Source organism: Luteimonas sp. A501 (assembly GCF_054052085.1).
Window position 1 is genome coordinate 213,900 of the sequence record NZ_JBSVRI010000003.1, and the last position, 15,880, is coordinate 229,779.

Sequence of the window (15,880 nt, forward strand, 5' to 3'; positions counted from 1 at the left end):
GGGTATGCTTTGCCGATGCAGCAGCGCGTCGACAACATGGAAGTGGCCGAACCGGCCCTGCAACGACTGGCCTGGGGCGTCCACAACGCAGCGGGCTTCGTCTTCATGCTGGCATGGACCTCAGGCCTGATCAGCCTGTCGCTGCTGGCGCTGCTCATTACCCGCCGCCGCGACCGGGCGCTGCGCATGGCCGCGCGCTGCTGGGCGCCCGTACTCCTCGCCGGGACCGCCGCGCGCCTGGAAGTGGAAGGCGCCGAGCGCATCGACTGGTCGCAGCCGCGCCTGCTGGTGTCCAACCACCAGTCGATCATCGACGTTTGCGCGCTGTTCCGCGCGGTGCCGGTGCCGCTGCGCTTCCTGCTCAAGCAGGAGATGGCCCGGGTGCCGTTCGTGGGCTGGTACGCGCGCGCCTGCGGCATGCTGTTCATCGAGCGCGACAATCCGCGCGCCGGGCCGCGCCTGCGCCGCGAGGCCGCGGCGCTGCTGCGCGACGGCCACACGCTGTGCCTGTTCCCCGAGGGCACGCGCAGCCGCTGCGGCGCGGTGGCGCCATTCAAGGGCGGTGCGTTCCAGTCGGCGATCGACGCCGGCGTGGAGGTGCTGCCGGTGGCGATCGAGGGTGCCGGCGCGGTGTTGCCGCCCGACGGCTTCCGCGCGCGGCCGGGGGTGATCCGGGTCCGTTTCGGCACGCCGCTGCCGACCGCAGGCAACGGCTCCAGCGCGACGGCCCGCCAGGCGCTGGCCGAAGCGGCCCACGCCTCGGTGGTCGCGCTGCTGCGCCAGGCATCCTGAGGCACCGTGCACGACCCGATGGAGTTCGTTGTCGCACACGATCATCCCTGCCTGCCGGGGCACTTCCCCGGCCGTGCGCTGGTGCCGGGCGTGGTGGTCCTCGACCATGTGCTGGCGGCGATCGAAGCCGCGCACGGGCCGCTGGGCCCACTGCGCCTGCCGCAGGTGAAGTTCGCCAGCCCGCTGCTTCCCGGCGAGGTCGCGCGCGTCGAGCTCGCCGGTGACGCACCCCGCTGGCGCTTCCGCGTGCTGCGCGAAACCACGCTGATCGCCTCGGGCGAGGTGGTGCGGGCATGAGCGGCAGCTGGAAGCAGCGTCGCGAGGGTGGCGGCCGGCTCGCGGTATGGCTGCTGGGCAAGGTCAGCCTGTGTGGCGGCCGCGCGCTGGCGCGGCTGCTGCTGTATCCGATCACGGGCTACTTCCTTCTTCGCCGCGGCGAGGAGCGGCGTGATTCGCGTGCCTATCTCGGCCGCGTGCTGGGGCGCCCGGCAACACTCGCGGATGTCGCGCGCCACATCCACACCTTCGCCGCCACCATCCTTGATCGCGTGTTCCTGCTTGGCGGCGACATGCGCCGCTTCGACATCCGGGTCAGCGGCCTGGAGTCGCTGCACGCCGCGCTCGACCGCGGCCAGGGCGTGCTGGTGTTCGGCTCCCACCTGGGCAGCTTCGAGGTGCTGCGCGTGCTTGGCCGGCAGCGGCCGGAGCAGAAGATCCGGGTGGTGCTGGACAAGGCCCACAGCCCGGCGGTCACCCAGCTGCTGGATGCGCTGAACCCGGATATCGCGGCCTCGGTGATCGACGCCGGCCAGGACGGTCCGGCGATCATGTTCGAGATCCAGCAGGCCACGGCCGAGGGCGCGCTGGTGGCGCTGCTGGTCGACCGCACGCAGCCCGGCGGGGCGTCGATCGGCGCAGCCTTCCTCGGCAGCGAAGCCCGGTTCCCGATGGCACCGTGGCTGCTGGCCGCGGTGCTGCAGGTGCCGGTGCAGCTGGCCTTCGGCATCTATCGCGGCGGCAGGCGCTACGATCTCATGTTCGAGCATTTCAGCGACGGCGTCGCGATCCCGCGGCGCGAACGCGCAGCGGCGCTGCCCGTGCTTATCCAGCGTTACGCTGCCCGGCTTGAACATCATCTCCACGATGCACCGTTCAACTGGTTCAATTTCTACGACTTCTGGGGTGACCTTGAACACAGCCGAGGCCAGCAACACCGTATGCCGCACGAAGACGGACAAGGGGCCGGAACGCGGGAATCCCCCGACCCGGAAGCGCACGCCCGGGACGCCGGCGTGGACGCTGGCGGCACTGCTGCTGGCGGCGATCGCGCTGCCGTCGGCCGCGCAGCCGGCGGCGGTCGATAGCGCCTGGATCCTGCAGCGCCTGGCGCGGCCGGCGCCGGTGCGCACGCCCTTCGTCGAAGTGCGCGGCTCGCCCATGCTGAAGGCGCCGCTGCGCATCGAGGGCGAATACGCGCGCCCCGACGACAGCACCCTGGTGCGCGACGTCCGCGTGCCCTATGCCGAGACCACCACCATCCGCGGCGGCGAGGCGACCATCGCCCGCGGCGACCGCAGGCCGCGCACGTTCGCGCTGTCGCGCGCGCCCGAGCTTGCCGGCCTGCAGGCCAGCTTCGGCGCGCTGCTGGCCGGCGATGCGGCCGCGCTGCAGCGCGACTACCGCATCAGCGCCCGCGGCAGCCGCGAGGACTGGACCCTGGTGCTGGTGCCGCGCGACGCGGCGCTGGCCGCGAGCGTCCGCGACATCACCCTGCACGGCCGCGGCGCCGAGCTGCGCTGCATCGAGACCCGCCCGGCCGAGGGCGAGCTGCAGCGCAGCCTGCTCGCGGGCGCCGCGCGCGCCGCCATTGCCGCCGGCGACGGCGCCGCCTACGAGGCGCTGTGCCGCGACCCCGGCGCTGCGGCGCAATGAGTCCCGCGCGTCCGGGTCCGACGGGTCGCGCCGCGGTGGCGCGTTGAGTTCCGCGCGTCGCACCGCGCTGGCGCTGCTGTGGCTGGCGGCGCTGCTGGTCGCGGGCTGGATGATCGGCCAGCACCTTGAGCTCAGCGGCGACCTGCGCCGCTTCATGCCCGAGCCGCGCACGCCGGCCCAGGCCCTGCTGGTCGACGAGCTCGGCGACGGGCCGGGGACGCGACTGCTGCTGGTGTCGCTTTCCGGCGCGCCGCCGGAGCTGCTGGCCGCGCAGTCGCAGGCGCTGGCCGACGCCCTGGCCGCCAGTCCCGATTTCGAATTCGTCACCAACGGCGCCGACGCCGGCCTGGACGCCGTGCCGGAATCGCTGCGTCCGTACCGCTACCTGCTTTCGCCCACCTTCGACGGCCGGCCGCTGGACGCCGCCTACCTTGGCGAACAGCTCGACGAGCGCCTGCAGGACCTGGGCTCGCCGATGGCAGCGCTCGTGGAGCCGCTGCTGCCCGCCGATCCCACGTTGGAGATGCTGGTCCTGGCCGAGGCCTGGCAGCCGAAGGCCGCGCCGCAGCGTCTGCACGGGGTCTGGTTCGACGCCGCCGGCCGCGAGGCGCTGCTGCTCGCGCAGACCGGCGCCGCGGGCTTCGACCCCAGCGCGCAGCAACGCGCCTACGACGCCGTCTACGCCGGCTTCGCCGACGTGGCGGGCGACAGCGGCGCTGCGCTGCGCATGACCGGCCCCGGCGCGTTCTCGGTCGAGATCGGCGGCCGCACCGCGCGCGAGGCGCAGTGGATCGGCACCATCGACAGCATCGCTCTGGTCCTGCTGTTGCTGGTCGCCTACCGCAGCTGGCGCGCACCGCTTTTGGGCGTGCTGCCGCTGGCCACCGCGGGGCTGGCCGGGCTGGGCGCGGTGGCGCTGGTGTTCGAGGCCGTGCACGGCATTACCGTCGCCTTCGGCTTCACCCTGATCGGCGTGGTCCAGGACTATCCGATCCACTTCCTCAGCCAGCAGCGCGCCGGCATCAGCCCGCGCGACAACGTGCGCGCGCTGTGGCCGGCGCTGGTGACCGGCGTGGTCGCGACCTGCATCGCCTACCTCACCTTCCTGTTTTCCGGCGTCGACGGCCTGCGCCAGCTGGCGGTGTTCACCATCTCCGCGCTGGCGGCGGCGGCGCTGGCCACCCGCTTCGGGCTGCCGCCCCTGGTCGATCCCGCGCCGCGCGACCTGGCCGACTCGCCGGTGCTGCAGGCGCTGTGGCGCGGCATCGGGCGCCTGCCGCGGCCGCGCTGGTCGCTGCTGGTGCTGGCGCTGGCCTGCGTCGCGGTGCTTGCCAGCGCGCGCGGGCCGTTCTGGGAGAACGACCTTTCGAAGCTGACCCCGGTGCCCGCCGAAGGCATGGCGCTGGACGCGCGCTTGCGCGCCGAGCTGGGCGCGCCGGACGTCCGCTACGTGGCGGTGCTGCGCGGCGCCGACGCCGACGCCGCCCTGGCCGCGACCGAGGCGCTGCACCCGCGCCTGGACGCGATGGTCGCCGCGGGCGCCCTGGACGGCTACGACAGCGCCGCGCGCTACCTTCCGTCCGCGGCCACCCAGCGCGCGCGCCAGCAGGGCCTGCCGGCGCCTGCCGCGCTGCGCGCATCGCTTGCCGATGCCCTGGCCGGCACGCCCTTCCGCGAAGACGCCTTCGCCCCCTTCCTGGCCGACGTCGAGCGCGCGCGCGGCGCGCCGCCGCTGCGCCCCGGAGACCTTGCCGGCACGCCGCTCGCCAGCACCGTCCAGGGGCTCCTGCTCGACGGCGACGGCGGCACGATCGCCCTGGTCTCGCTCAGCGGGCTGAACGACGTCGATGCCGTGGCGCAGGCGGCGGCCGATGCCGGCGGCGAGCTGCTGGACATGAAGGCCGCGTCCGAATCGCTGGTGGCCGAGTACCGCGGCCGCGTGCTCGCCGCGCTGGCGCTGGCCGCACTGCTGCTGGCGGCCACGGTGTGGATCGCACTGCGCGCCCCGGGACGGGTCCTGCGCGTGCTGCTGCCGATGGCGCTGACCACCCTGGTGATCCTGGCGGTGCTGCGCGGCCTGGGCGTCGAGCTCAACCTGTTCCACCTGGTGGCGCTGATCCTCGCCGCCGGCCTGGGCCTGGACTACGCCCTGTTCTTCGAGCACGCCGGCGACCGCCGCGAGGACCAGCTGCGCACCCTGCACGCGGTGCTGGTCTGCAGCCTGATGACCGCGCTGGTGTTCAGCCTGCTCGCGCTGTCGTCGATCCCGGTGCTGCGCGCGATCGGAAGCACGGTCGCGATCGGCGTGGTCTCGAACTTCGTGCTCGCGCTGCTCGTCTCCCGCCACGACGCCGGTCCTGGACCCGCGGGGGCAGCCGCTCCCGCGGCGGAGGGCGACACATGATCAGCCGGGCGGAGATCCTGTCGCTGGTGCCGCACCAGGGCGCGATGTGCCTGTGGGACGAAGTCACGGCCTGGGACGCCACGCGCATCGCGCTGCGCGCCCGCAACCACCGCGACCCGGCGCATCCGCTGCGCAGCGCCGGGCTGCTGCGCGCGGTGCACCTGTGCGAATACGGCGCCCAGGCGATGGCCGTGCATGGCGGCCTGCGCGGGCGCGATTCCGGCGGCGCGGTGCGCCCGGGCATGCTGGTCGCGCTGCGCGGCGTGGACCTGCACGTGGCGCGGATCGACGATTTGGCGGGTGATCTCGAAGGCGAAGCCGAGCTGCTGATGGAAGGCGAGGCCAGCCAGCAGTACGCGTTCCGCATCCACCACGCCGGCGTGCTGCTCGCCGAAGGCCGCGCGGCGGTGGTGCTCGCGGATGCGGCGTCGATGCCGGGATAATCGCCGCATGAACCAGAACGCCACGTCCCCGGAAACCACCCCGCCGCAAGCCACCCCGCGCCGCGCGCTCGTCACCGGCGGCAGCGGCGACCTCGGCGGTGCGATCTGCCGCCAGCTGGCGGCCGACGGCGTCCACGTCATCGTCCACGCCAACGGCAACCGCGCGCGCGCCGAAGCGGTGGTGGCCGACATCTTCGCCGCCGGCGGCAGCGCCGAAGCCGTCGCCTTCGACGTCGCCGATGGCGAGGCCACGGCCGCTGGCACCGCCGCGCTGCTCGAATCCGGCCCGGTGCAGATCGTGGTCAACAACGCCGGCATCCACGACGACGCGCCCATGGCGGGCATGTCCGTGGAGCAGTGGCGGCGAGTGATCGACGTGTCGTTGCATGGCTTCTTCAACGTCACCCAGCCGCTGCTGCTGCCGATGGCGCGCACGCGCTGGGGGCGCATCGTCAGCGTGTCGAGCGTGGCGGCGGTGCTCGGCAATCGGGGCCAGGTGAACTACGCGGCGGCCAAGGCTGCGCTGCACGGCGCTTCGAAATCGCTGGCGCGCGAGATGGCCAGCCGCGGCATCACCGTGAACGTGGTGGCGCCGGGCGTGGTCGCAGGGCGCATGGCCGAAGCCGCATTCCCGCCCGAGGTGGTGAAGCAGATGGTGCCCGCCGGTCGCGCCGGGACGCCGGACGAGATCGCCGCGGTGGTGCGCTTCCTGTGTTCGGACGCCTCCGCCTACGTCACCGGCCAGGTGATCGGCGTCAACGGCGGCATGGGCTGAAGGCGGCCGGACGCCGATCCCGGCGGCAGTGACAGCGGATTCACCCGGGTGGGAAGATGATCCATCTCCATCCAACCCAGGTGATGCCATGACCGCCGCCCGCTTGTTCCGCATCGCCGCCGCCAGCGCCGTGTTGTTCCTGGCAGGCTGCGCCTCGTCGCACATCCTCACCGGCACGCCGCGTGCGCCGATCGACCCGGCGCTTGTGCGCGTGTACCACGGCGCGCCGGGCGTCCCCTATGAAGAGGTGGCCCTGCTCGAGACCGCCAGTGGCGCCTTCACCTACGGGGAGCAGAACAAGGCCGACTCGGTGATGCGCAAGCTGCGCGAGGAAGCTGCGTCGCTGGGTGCCAACGGCATCCTGTTCCAGGGCACGGCCGACGGCTACGGCGGCGGCGGGGTCAGCGTCGGCGCCGGGACCGGTCGCGTCGGCAGCCGCAGCTTCAGCAGTGGCGGCGTCGGCGTGAACATCAGTCCGCGGCAGAAGCACGCCCGCGGCGTGGCCATTTACCTGCCCAACCCGCCGCCCGAGCAGATGCCGCCGCCGGTGCAGCCGCCGCCGGTGCAGCAGCCGGTCGACTGAGCCGCGGCGTCAGCCGCGCTGCCGTGCCCGCGCGGGCGCCTCGGCCACCGCGCGGTCCGGGGCCACCACGGCCGGCGCCGCGCGCCGACCCAGTGACAGGGTCACCAGCGGCCCGGTCATCACCGTGGTCAGGATCGCCATCACCAGCAGCATGGTGAACAGGTCCGGTCCGATGATCCCCGCGTCCAGGCCGACCTTGATCACGATCAGCTCCATCAGCGCGCGCGCGTTCATCAGCGAACCCACCGCGAAGCTCTCGCGCCAGCCGTGGCCTGACAGGCGTGCCCCGATCGCACCGCCGGCGACCTTGCCCACGACCGCCACCGCCAGGATCAGAAGCATCGCGCCGAGCGCCGCGCCGCTGAATGCGTCGGCGGTGGTGCCCAGCCCGGCAAGGGCGAAGAAGATCGGCATCAGGACCACGATCGCGAGGTACTCGACGCGCTCGATCAGCGACTTCAGCAGGCGATCGTCCCGCGGCAGGCAGGCACCGAACAGGAAGGCCCCGAAGACGGCGTGCACGCCCAGCCGGTCGGTGGCCGCGCCGCAGGCGAACGCGCCGATCAGCAGCGCCGCCAGCACCATCAGCGAAGGCACGCCGTCGGCGGCGTGCGTGCGCAGCAGCCAGGCATAGAGCGGCCGCAGCAGGACGAACACGATCACGGCCACGATCGCAAGGCCCGCGGTGGCGCGGATGAAGCCGCCGTAGCCGTCGCCGGCGCCGACCAGGGCCACCACCAGCGCCAGCATGATCCAGGCCAGCACGTCGGCGATTGCGGCGCCGCCCAGGGCCAGCCGTCCCAGGGGGGTGTGGGTCATCCCGCGCTCCTTGAGGATGCGCGCCAGGATCGGGAAGGCGGTGATCGACATCGCCGCGGCCATGAACAGTCCGAACGGCAGCAGGCCCACGCCCGCGGGCGCGTAGGGATGCAGCAGCGGCGACACCGCGAGGCCGAGCGCCATCGGAACCAGCACGCTGGCCACGCCGACCAGGCCGGCGGACTTCAGCTGCGCCCGGACGCCGTCTGGAGCGCGCAGCTCGACGCCGACGATGAACATGAAGAGTACGAGTCCCAGCTCGGCCAGCGATGCGAGGCCCGGCAGCGACTCCGGCGCGAACACCACGGCGTGGAGTTCCGGGAACCAGGCGCCGAACACGATCGGCCCCAGCAGCAGGCCGGCGGCCATCTCGCCGATGACCGGCGGCTGGCCGACGTGGCGCAGCAGCAGGCCGCAGGCGCGGGCGGTGAGCAGGATGATGACGAGCTGCAGCAGGAGGGGGCTGTGGTGCATGCGATTCTCCGCAGCGGCTCAGGCCGCGCTGTACCAGGCGTCGCCGAGCGAGGCCGGCTGGGCGCCCGTCCCGGCCAGCAGCGCGTCGAGGCCGTGGTCGCCGATCGCGGGATGCATGTCGCGCACGCGGGCCAGGACCTCGGTGGCCAGCGCTTCCATGCGACCGACGTTTTCGGCGATGCGCGCATCGAAGGCAGCGTCGTCGAGCGGGTCGCGCAGCGCGCGGTTGAGTTCGTGGAACCACTGGATCCCGTGCTGGTCGAGCGAGCGCCCGGTCCCCGCCGGCGCTGCCCCGGCGGCCGCATTGCGTTCGCCCCATTCGCGCAGCAGCGGCTGCATCGCGGCGTTGAGCGCGCTGGCGCGTTCGAACAAAGGCTGCAGGCGCACGTACATGCCGATGTCGGTGATGCGCCCGGTGAAGAACGCGGGCGCAAGCAGCGCCCAGTAGAAGGTGTAGTCCCAGATCACCTTGACCGGCAATACGCGCTCATCGCCGAACAGCGCGTACTGGCCCCGGTAGAGCGTCAGGGTGTTTTCGTAGAAGGAGAAGTACAGGCGTTCGTGCACCGCTGCGTACTGGGCGAACGGCCCGCCCGCGCGGTCGCGCGCGACCAGGTCGCAGATCTGGGTGTTCGCGATCGCGATGAAGTCGCTTCCCGGTGAATAGAAGGGATCCAGGAACAGGCCCGCCTCCCCGGTCAGCGCCCAGCGATCGCCGTACAGCCGGCGGCAGCCGTGCGAGAAGCCGCGCAGGAAGCGGAAGTCCTTCACCGCGTGTCCTTCGAGTGCATTGGCCACGCGCGGCTGGTGCCTGCGCAGCCACTCCATGGCCTTGTCGTGGCTGTTCATGCCCTCCAGCGGATGCATCCCGGCGTCGCAGACGATGCCGAGCGAGTGCGCCCCCGAAGCCAGCGGGATCATCCAGAACCAGTAGCCGGTGCCGCACATGTGGTTGGTCGAGCGCCAGCGGTCGGGCGGCGTGCAGCGGGTGCGCCAGGCCTCGTCCGCGGACCAGTCGTTGGGATCGAGGATGCCTTCGACCCGCCACCAGGCAGCGTTGGCATCGTGGCCGTTGGCCTCGGCCAGGCCCAGCTGGCGCTTGAGCAGGCCGGCGCGGCCGCTGGCGTCGACCACCCAGCGCGCGGCCAGGCTGCCCTCGCCGCCGTCGCGCGACCAGGCGATGCGATGGTCGTCGTCGCCCTCGCCGAATTCGACGCCGCGCACCACCACGCCGGCGCGGAACCCGATGCCCATCGTCCGCGCGCGCTCGCCGAGCATGTTCTCGAAGCGGCCGCGATCGATCTGCCAGGACGGCGTCGGCAGCCGCTGGCTGACGCCGATCTCGGTGCAGCGGTCGACGTCGCCGCGGCCGTCGGAGAAGAAGAAGCGGAAGCCGAACTTGCGGATCTGCTCCCGGTCGAGGTGCTCGCGCAGGCCAAGCACCTGGGCGAAGTAGTGGGCGCCGATCTCGACCGTGGATTCGCCGACCTTGAACGCGGCTTCGGGCGCCGGATGCGCGCGCCGCTCGAGCACTGCGATCGAGAGCGCCGGGTCCGCCTGCCGCAGCTGCAGCGCCAGCGTCAGTCCGGCCAGCCCGCCGCCGAGGATCGCGACGTCGACGCGATTCGCTTCGTCCATCAGTACTGGCCTCCGTCGGCCTGTGCGGTGCCGCCGCCGGCCTCGCCGGGCGCGGACGCCCCGCTGCAGTCGTCGATGACCGGCGGGTGCCGGCGTGCGCGCGCGTATCCGGTCATGACATCGCCGTGTCGCCAGATCTGGGCCACCACGTGCGAGGTGATCGCCCAGAGGTCGCGGAACAGGCGGAAGTGACTCTTGCGGAACTCGACCGGGACGTCGGCGCAGGCATAGCGGGTCTCGATCGGTACCGCGACGACGCCGGCACCGGCCTCGCGGGCGGCCGAGATCAGCATCTGCGCCTCGAACGCGAAGCCTTCTCCGGCCACGTCGCTGAGCGTGAACACGTCGCGCGGGTACAGGCGCTGGCCGCTCTGGCTGTCGACCACGCGGAACCCGCAGGCCCAGCTGATGCCCCAGTCGCCGAAGTCGTTGCCCAGGCGCCGGTGCGGCGGCTGCGAGGCCCGCTTGCGCAGGCGGGCGCCCACGATCACGCAGCCCGGGTGGCGGTTCGCGGCGGCCAGCAGGCGCGGGATGTCCGCGGCGTCGTGCTGGCCGTCGCCGTCCATGGTGACCACCGCGCGCGCGCCCAGGCGCGCGGCCTCGGCAAAGCCGCTGCGCAGCGCCGCGCCCTTGCCCATGCGCCGCGGGTGCCGGACCACGCGGACGGGCAGGTCGGCGATGCGCGCGACGGTGTCGTCGTCCGAGCCGTCGTCGATCACGATCACCGTCTGCGCCTGCGCCAGCGCGCCTTCGACCACGTCGCGGATGCGCAGCGCCTCGTTGAGCGCGGGGATGACCACCGCGGTGTCTTCGCGGCGCAGCGGGAGGGACTCAGCCATGGGCAAGCTCCACTCGCAGCGTGCGGCCGTGCCCGGCGTGCAGCAGCGCGAGATCGCCGCCGGAGGCCAGCGCGTCGAACAGCGGCAGCATCGGCGCCATGGCGTTGGCTCCGCCGTGGCGGGCCAGGGCGCCCTGGCCCGCGGGCGCGTCGCCGTCGATCAGGGTGGCGCGCAGGCGGATGCCGCCGCCTTCCCGGTCGATGCCGTGGTGCGGGCCGGCGGCCAGCACGAAGGCGCCGCCCAGCAGGCCGGTGCTTTGCGCCATCGCCCCCAGCGGACCGGCGCCGGCGGCGTCGTACGCGGCCAGGAGCACCGCATCGTCGCCGCAGGCGAGCTGGACCAGCGCTTCCAGCAGGCCCTGGGCGAAGCTCGCGCGGTGCGCGCTCAGCGCGGTCGCCGGGCGCAGGCAGCCGGCACCGATGGTCCAGTAGCCGGCGGCGGCGTTGTGCACGGAGTTGTGGAATTTCGTCGGCGAGATCGCGCGCGGGTCGTCGGCCAGCGTCGCGCACATGTAGTCGGTGATCGCGAGGTCGCCGTGGGTGGAGGCGAACACCGATGGCAGCGACGCCGGGTCGCGGCCCGCGGCTTCGCAGGCGGCAAGCGCCACGTCCAGGGCCACCGCCACGGTTGGCGGCGCGCGACGGCGCTCGTTGGGCGCCAGCATGCGCGGCGACGGCTTGCCGCTGCCGGTGGCGGGGGTCCCGGTCCGTGCGTGGTCCAACGCGTCCTGCCAGGACGGCAGGCCGTCGGCCCAGAAGCCGATGCCTTCGATGCGTGCGATCAGCGTGTTGAGCTTCTTCATGCGCGTCCGAACACCAGCGCGGCGTTGTTGCCGCCAAAGCCGAAGGAGTTGTTCATGGCGTAGCGGATATCCGCGTCCTCCGCGTTGTCGAAGCGGATCTGCGGGCCGCAGGCCGGGTCCGGCGTCTCGCTGTGCAGGATGCCGGGCAGCAGGCCGTGCTCCAGCGCGAGCAGGGCGAACACCGATTCGACGATTCCCGCCGCGCCCAGGGTGTGCCCGGTCCAGCCCTTGGTCGAACTGGCGTGCAGGGTGGCCGGGAACATCGCCGCGACCGCCGCGGCTTCGATGGTGTCGTTGGCCGGGGTCGACGTGCCGTGCAGGTTGAGGTAGCCGACATCGCCCGCATCGATCCCGGCGCGTGCGAGCGCATCGCGCATGGCCAGGCGCGCGCCGAGGCCTTCGGGATGGGGCGCCGACATGTGGTGCGCGTCGCTGGACTCGCCGTAGCCGCAGAGTCGCGGCGCGTCGCCGCCGGGCACGGCGCGCTCCAGCAATGCGAAGCCGCCGGCCTCGCCAAGCGAGAGGCCGTCGCGGTCGCGGTCGAAGGGGCGGCACGGAGTGGCCGAGACCAGCCCCAGCGAGTTGAAGCCGAACAGCACGCTGCCGCACAGGGTGTCGACGCCGCCGACCAGGGCCGCGTCGACCAGGCCGGCGTGGACCAGGCGGGCCGCCTGCGCGAACACCTTGGCGCTGGACGAACAGGCCGTGGCCACGGTGACGCAGGGTCCGCGCAGACCGGTGGCCGCCCGCACGAAATCGCCCAGCGAGTGCGGCGTGTGCACGATCGGCCGCGCCAAGTCGGCCGGGAAGCGGGTTCCACCATCGGCGTCGTGCTCGAGGCGTGCGTAGGCCTCCTCGCTGGCGCCGATGCTCGACGTGGAGGTGCCGATGGCCACGGCCACGCGTTCGGCGCCGTGGCGCCGGCGGGCGCTGGCGATGGCATCCATCAGCCCGTCCTGCTGCAGCGCCATCCACGCCAGGCGGTTGTTGCGGCAGTCCCACTGCGCGAGCCCGTCCGGCAGCGGGGCCTCCTCCAGTCCGTCCACGCGCCCGATCCAGGCCGCCAGCGGATCGGGCCCGAAGTCGTTGCTTCGCAGTCCGCCGCGGCGCGAGCGGAGCGCGGCGAGCTGCGACGCGCGGCCGCGACCGAGCGCGGTGGTGGCGGTGTAGGCGGTGATCGCCAGGGCCGGCATAGGGGAAGGCGGCTGCGATGACGGCAAGGCGTGCACCCGGTGCGGGAAAGGCGCCGAGTATAGCGATGGCCGCGGGAGCGCCGTGGCAAGGGCGCGAGGGCTCAGTCGCCCAGGCAGCCTGCGAAGAAGCGCTCCGACAGGCGGTACCTGTGCAGCGCATCCGCGCCGCGCAGCCCGTGCTTGGCGCCCGGGTAGGTCATCAGCTCGAAGCGCGTGCCCGCCGCCTGCAGCCGCGACATCAGCGCGGTGGCGTTGCTGAAGAGCACGTTGTCGTCGGCCATGCCGTGGATGAGCAGCAGGGCGTCGTCGCGGATGCCGTCGAGGTGGGTGAACACGCTCGCGGTGCGGTAGCCGTCGACGTTGGCCTTCGGCAGGCCCATGTAGCGCTCGGTGTAGTGGGTGTCGTATAGCGCCCAGTCGGCGACCGGCGCGCCGGCGATGCCGCAGGCGTAGTGCCCGGGTGCCTGGCCGAGCAGCATCAGGGTCATGTAGCCGCCGTTCGACCAGCCGTGCACGCCGATGCGCCCGCCGTCGGCCCAGGGCTGCGCGCGCAGCCATTCAACGCCCGCGCGCTGGTCCTCGACCTCGACCGTGCCCTGCCTGCCGTACAGCGAGCCACCGAACTCCCGCCCGCGCCGCGGCGTGCCGCGGTTGTCGAGCGAGAACACCACGTAGCCCTGCTGCGCCAGGTACTGGTTGAAGAAGGCGTCGGCGCGGCCCGGCCAGGCGTCGAGCACGGTCTGCGCGGCCGGGCCGCCGTAGACATGGACGACGACCGGATGGCGCTTGGCCGGATCGAAGCCGGCGGGCCTGATCAGGCTGTAGTGCAGCGGGGTCCTGCCGTCGGCCGCGGTGAGCGTGCCGAACTCCGTGGGCAGGTGCGCGTCCAGGTGGCCGGCGTAGGGATGGCCCGGGTCGCGGGGATCGTTATCGACCAGCGCGGCGATGCGGCTGCCGTCGGCGCGGTACAGCTCGAGCTGCGGCGGCGTGCGCGTGTTCGACCAGCTGTCGACGTAGACGCTGGCGTTGCCGGCGAAGGTGATCGCATGCATGCCGGGCGTGGACGTGAGTTCGACGATGTCGCCGCCGTCCAGCGGGACCGAATACAGCGCGCGCCGGGTGGGCGAACCGCGGCCCGCGGTGAAGTAGGCCAGGCCCTTCGCCTCGTCCACCGCCTCCAGCGCGTCCACCGGCCAGTCGCCGCGGGTCAGCTGGCGCAGCCCGGCGCCGTCGGCGCCGGCGATGTACAGGTGCTCGAAGCCGTCGCGCTCGCTCGACCACAGGAAGCGGCCGTCGGCGAGGAAGCGCAGGTTGTCGTGCAGCGGCACCCAGGTGGCGGAGGTCTCGGTGGCGAGGCTGCGCTGGCGCCCGTTGGCCAGAGTGACCTCGACAAGCTCCAGCCGCTGCTGTCCGCGCGACTGGCGCTGGAAGGTGAGCCGCTGCGGATCGCGCCAGTCGACGCGGGCCAGGTAGATGTCCTGCTCCGGTCCCAGGTCGACGCGCGTCGGCGCCTCGTCCGGACGACCGGGACGGGCGACGAACAGTTCGACGCGGACGTTGTCGTCACCGGCCGAGGGATAGCGCTGCTCGACCACTTCGGTGCGGTCGGGATAGACCTCGTAGCGCTTCTGCATCGGCACCGGCGACTCGTCGATGCGGGCATAGGCGATGGCGGAGTCGTCCGGCGCCCACCAGTAGCCGGTGTGGCGGGCCATCTCCTCGTCGGCGACGAACTCGGCCACGCCGTTGCCGATGGCGCCGCCGCCGTCGCGGGTGAGCTGCACTTCGTCGCCGCTGGCCAGATCGACGACCCACAGGTTGCGGCCGCGGATGAAGCTGACGTAGCCGCCCTTCGGCGAGACCTTGGGATCGGTGGCGAAGCCGCCGCCGGAGGTCAGCTTGCGCACCGCGTCGCCGCCGCGCTCCGACAGGTCGTACAGGTAGAGCTCGCCGCCGAGCGGGAACAGCAGGCGCTGCGAGTCCGGGGCCCAGTGGTAGTCGACGATGCCCGACAGCGCGGCGATGCGCTGGCGCTCGCGGCGCGCCTTCTCCTCGTCGCTCAGCACCTCCTCGCCGGGGAGCACCACGGCTGAATCGACCAGCAGCGCGGTGTCGCCACTGGTGACGTCGTAGGCCCAGAGGTCAAGGCGGTTGCGGTCGTCCTCGCGGCCGCGCAGGAAGGTGACCTTCGAGCCGTCGGGCGCCACCTTGGGCCGCAGCAGCGTCGGTCCCGACAGCGCCGCGTCGCCGGTGATCGCCTCGAGGGTGAGCGGCTCGGCGCGCGCGGCATCGGGCGTGGCGGCGTGGGCGTTGGAGAGGGCAAGGGTCATGAGGGCGGTGGCCAGGAGCAGGCGCATGTGGCGGTCCGGGGAGCGGGCGAATGCCGCATGATGCCGCAGCCCCCGGCGCCGTGGGAGCGGCGCCGGGGGCGGGCGATGGCCCGGCGGTTCAGGCCGGGCCTGTGTTCCGGCCGAACAGGATGGCCTTCTGCTCGTCGCTCATCGGCTTGCCGGCGTCGGGGTTCACCTGCTTCGCGAGCGCATAGGCGCGCCCGGTGGCGGGGCGGGCTGCGATCGCGGCCTGCCAGCGCAGCACTTCGGGGAAGGGCTGCATGTCCAGCGGCGCGCTGGCGTAGGCGTTGATCCACGGATAGGCCGCCATGTCGGCGATGCCGTAGTCGTCGCCGGTGATGAAGGCACGGCCGGCCAGGCGGCGGTCGAGCACGCCCAGCAGGCGCTCGGCCTCCTTCCTGTAGCGATCGATGGCGTAGGGGATCTTCTCGGGCGCGTAGACGTTGAAGTGGCCGTACTGGCCGGTCATCGGCCCCAGCCCGGCCATCTGCCAGAACAGCCATTCCAGCGCTTCGATGCGGCCGCGCGGCTCGGCGGGCAGGAAGCGGCCGGTCTTCTCGGCCAGGTAGAGCAGGATCGCGCCGGATTCGAACACGCTCTGCGGCGCGCCGCCGTCGGCGGGGGCGTGGTCGACGATCGCCGGCATCTTGTTGTTGGGCGAGATCGCCAGGAAGTCCGGCTCGAACTGCGCGCCCTTGCCGATGTCGACCGGATGGATGCGGTAGTCGAGGCCCGCCTCCTCCAGCAGCAGCGTGACCTTGTGGCCGTTGGGGGTGGGCCAGTAGTGGAGGTCGATCATCCGTGGGCTCCGTGAAGGCGAGGCCCCAAGTCTAGG

Annotated in this window: 15 protein-coding genes; 8 read left to right on the top strand and 7 right to left on the bottom strand. The window is 72.9% G+C overall.

The features are described from left to right. Positions 1-15 precede the first annotated feature (15 nt). The 8 genes from ACW7G5_RS10620 (at position 16) to ACW7G5_RS10655 (ending at position 6,929) form a co-directional block, all read left to right on the top strand. A complete protein-coding gene (locus ACW7G5_RS10620; protein ID WP_457004329.1) occupies positions 16-792 on the top strand; it encodes a lysophospholipid acyltransferase family protein in 777 nt (258 codons plus the stop codon). Between the two features lie 18 nt (positions 793-810). Next, a complete protein-coding gene (locus ACW7G5_RS10625; protein ID WP_457004331.1) occupies positions 811-1,089 on the top strand; it encodes a hypothetical protein in 279 nt (92 codons plus the stop codon). After that, the gene (locus tag ACW7G5_RS10630) at positions 1,086-2,156 is read left to right on the top strand and encodes an LpxL/LpxP family acyltransferase (RefSeq protein WP_457004332.1); all 1,071 of its coding nucleotides are present in this window, start codon (positions 1,086-1,088) and stop codon (positions 2,154-2,156) included. Before ACW7G5_RS10625 ends, ACW7G5_RS10630 begins: the two co-directional genes overlap by 4 nt. Next, a complete protein-coding gene (locus tag ACW7G5_RS10635; RefSeq protein ID WP_457004742.1) occupies positions 2,104-2,724 on the top strand; it encodes a LolA-related protein in 621 nt (206 codons plus the stop codon). Before ACW7G5_RS10630 ends, ACW7G5_RS10635 begins: the two co-directional genes overlap by 53 nt. A gap of 109 nt (positions 2,725-2,833) precedes the next feature. Next, complete coding sequence (locus ACW7G5_RS10640; protein ID WP_457004744.1) at positions 2,834-5,128, top strand: MMPL family transporter; 2,295 nt, start codon at positions 2,834-2,836, stop codon at positions 5,126-5,128. Further along, a complete protein-coding gene (locus tag ACW7G5_RS10645; protein ID WP_457004334.1) occupies positions 5,125-5,571 on the top strand; it encodes a phosphotransferase in 447 nt (148 codons plus the stop codon). The genes ACW7G5_RS10640 and ACW7G5_RS10645 overlap by 4 nt, the downstream gene beginning before the upstream one ends. Positions 5,572-5,578: 7 nt before the next feature. Continuing rightward, positions 5,579-6,346, top strand: a complete 768-nt coding sequence (gene fabG / locus ACW7G5_RS10650; protein ID WP_457004336.1) for a 3-oxoacyl-ACP reductase FabG — start codon at positions 5,579-5,581, stop codon at positions 6,344-6,346. Positions 6,347-6,434: 88 nt separating this feature from the next. After that, entirely contained in the window at positions 6,435-6,929 is a 495-nt protein-coding gene (locus ACW7G5_RS10655) for a hypothetical protein (protein ID WP_457004338.1), read from the top strand. 9 nt (positions 6,930-6,938) lie between these two features. Here the strand turns inward: ACW7G5_RS10655 and ACW7G5_RS10660 are convergent, their stop codons facing one another. The 7 genes from ACW7G5_RS10660 to ACW7G5_RS10690 form a co-directional block, all read right to left on the bottom strand. After that, positions 6,939-8,222 carry a cation:proton antiporter gene (locus ACW7G5_RS10660; RefSeq protein ID WP_457004340.1) on the bottom strand — a complete coding sequence of 428 codons (1,284 nt, stop codon included), beginning with the start codon at positions 8,220-8,222 and terminating at the stop codon, positions 6,939-6,941. An 18-nt stretch (positions 8,223-8,240) separates the two neighbouring features. Then, complete coding sequence (locus ACW7G5_RS10665) at positions 8,241-9,860, bottom strand: NAD(P)/FAD-dependent oxidoreductase (RefSeq protein ID WP_457004342.1); 1,620 nt, start codon at positions 9,858-9,860, stop codon at positions 8,241-8,243. Then, positions 9,860-10,699, bottom strand: a complete 840-nt coding sequence (locus ACW7G5_RS10670) for a glycosyltransferase family 2 protein (RefSeq protein WP_457004344.1) — start codon at positions 10,697-10,699, stop codon at positions 9,860-9,862. Before ACW7G5_RS10670 ends, ACW7G5_RS10665 begins: the two co-directional genes overlap by 1 nt. Further along, positions 10,692-11,501, bottom strand: a complete 810-nt coding sequence (locus tag ACW7G5_RS10675) for a beta-ketoacyl synthase chain length factor (protein ID WP_457004346.1) — start codon at positions 11,499-11,501, stop codon at positions 10,692-10,694. Before ACW7G5_RS10675 ends, ACW7G5_RS10670 begins: the two co-directional genes overlap by 8 nt. Further along, the gene (locus ACW7G5_RS10680; protein WP_457004348.1) at positions 11,498-12,694 is read right to left on the bottom strand and encodes a beta-ketoacyl-[acyl-carrier-protein] synthase family protein; all 1,197 of its coding nucleotides are present in this window, start codon (positions 12,692-12,694) and stop codon (positions 11,498-11,500) included. Before ACW7G5_RS10680 ends, ACW7G5_RS10675 begins: the two co-directional genes overlap by 4 nt. Before the next feature lie 101 nt (positions 12,695-12,795). After that, positions 12,796-15,051, bottom strand: a complete 2,256-nt coding sequence (locus ACW7G5_RS10685; RefSeq protein WP_457004350.1) for a S9 family peptidase — start codon at positions 15,049-15,051, stop codon at positions 12,796-12,798. 91 nt (positions 15,052-15,142) lie between these two features. Continuing rightward, positions 15,143-15,844 (bottom strand): glutathione S-transferase N-terminal domain-containing protein, encoded by a 702-nt coding sequence (locus tag ACW7G5_RS10690; RefSeq protein WP_457004351.1) that lies wholly within the window; start codon positions 15,842-15,844, stop codon positions 15,143-15,145. Positions 15,845-15,880: the final 36 nt, after the last annotated feature.

Coding starts and splice junctions, on each gene's coding strand:
- ACW7G5_RS10620 (WP_457004329.1), top strand. CDS start 16: ATGCAGCAGCGCGTCGACAACATGGAAGTGGCCGAACCGGCCCTGCAA.
- ACW7G5_RS10625 (WP_457004331.1), top strand. CDS start 811: ATGGAGTTCGTTGTCGCACACGATCATCCCTGCCTGCCGGGGCACTTC.
- ACW7G5_RS10630 (WP_457004332.1), top strand. CDS start 1,086: ATGAGCGGCAGCTGGAAGCAGCGTCGCGAGGGTGGCGGCCGGCTCGCG.
- ACW7G5_RS10640 (WP_457004744.1), top strand. CDS start 2,834: ATGATCGGCCAGCACCTTGAGCTCAGCGGCGACCTGCGCCGCTTCATG.
- ACW7G5_RS10645 (WP_457004334.1), top strand. CDS start 5,125: ATGATCAGCCGGGCGGAGATCCTGTCGCTGGTGCCGCACCAGGGCGCG.
- fabG (WP_457004336.1), top strand. CDS start 5,579: ATGAACCAGAACGCCACGTCCCCGGAAACCACCCCGCCGCAAGCCACC.
- ACW7G5_RS10655 (WP_457004338.1), top strand. CDS start 6,435: ATGACCGCCGCCCGCTTGTTCCGCATCGCCGCCGCCAGCGCCGTGTTG.
- ACW7G5_RS10660 (WP_457004340.1), bottom strand. CDS start 8,222: ATGCACCACAGCCCCCTCCTGCTGCAGCTCGTCATCATCCTGCTCACC.
- ACW7G5_RS10665 (WP_457004342.1), bottom strand. CDS start 9,860: ATGGACGAAGCGAATCGCGTCGACGTCGCGATCCTCGGCGGCGGGCTG.
- ACW7G5_RS10670 (WP_457004344.1), bottom strand. CDS start 10,699: ATGGCTGAGTCCCTCCCGCTGCGCCGCGAAGACACCGCGGTGGTCATC.
- ACW7G5_RS10675 (WP_457004346.1), bottom strand. CDS start 11,501: ATGAAGAAGCTCAACACGCTGATCGCACGCATCGAAGGCATCGGCTTC.
- ACW7G5_RS10680 (WP_457004348.1), bottom strand. CDS start 12,694: ATGCCGGCCCTGGCGATCACCGCCTACACCGCCACCACCGCGCTCGGT.
- ACW7G5_RS10685 (WP_457004350.1), bottom strand. CDS start 15,051: ATGCGCCTGCTCCTGGCCACCGCCCTCATGACCCTTGCCCTCTCCAAC.
- ACW7G5_RS10690 (WP_457004351.1), bottom strand. CDS start 15,844: ATGATCGACCTCCACTACTGGCCCACCCCCAACGGCCACAAGGTCACG.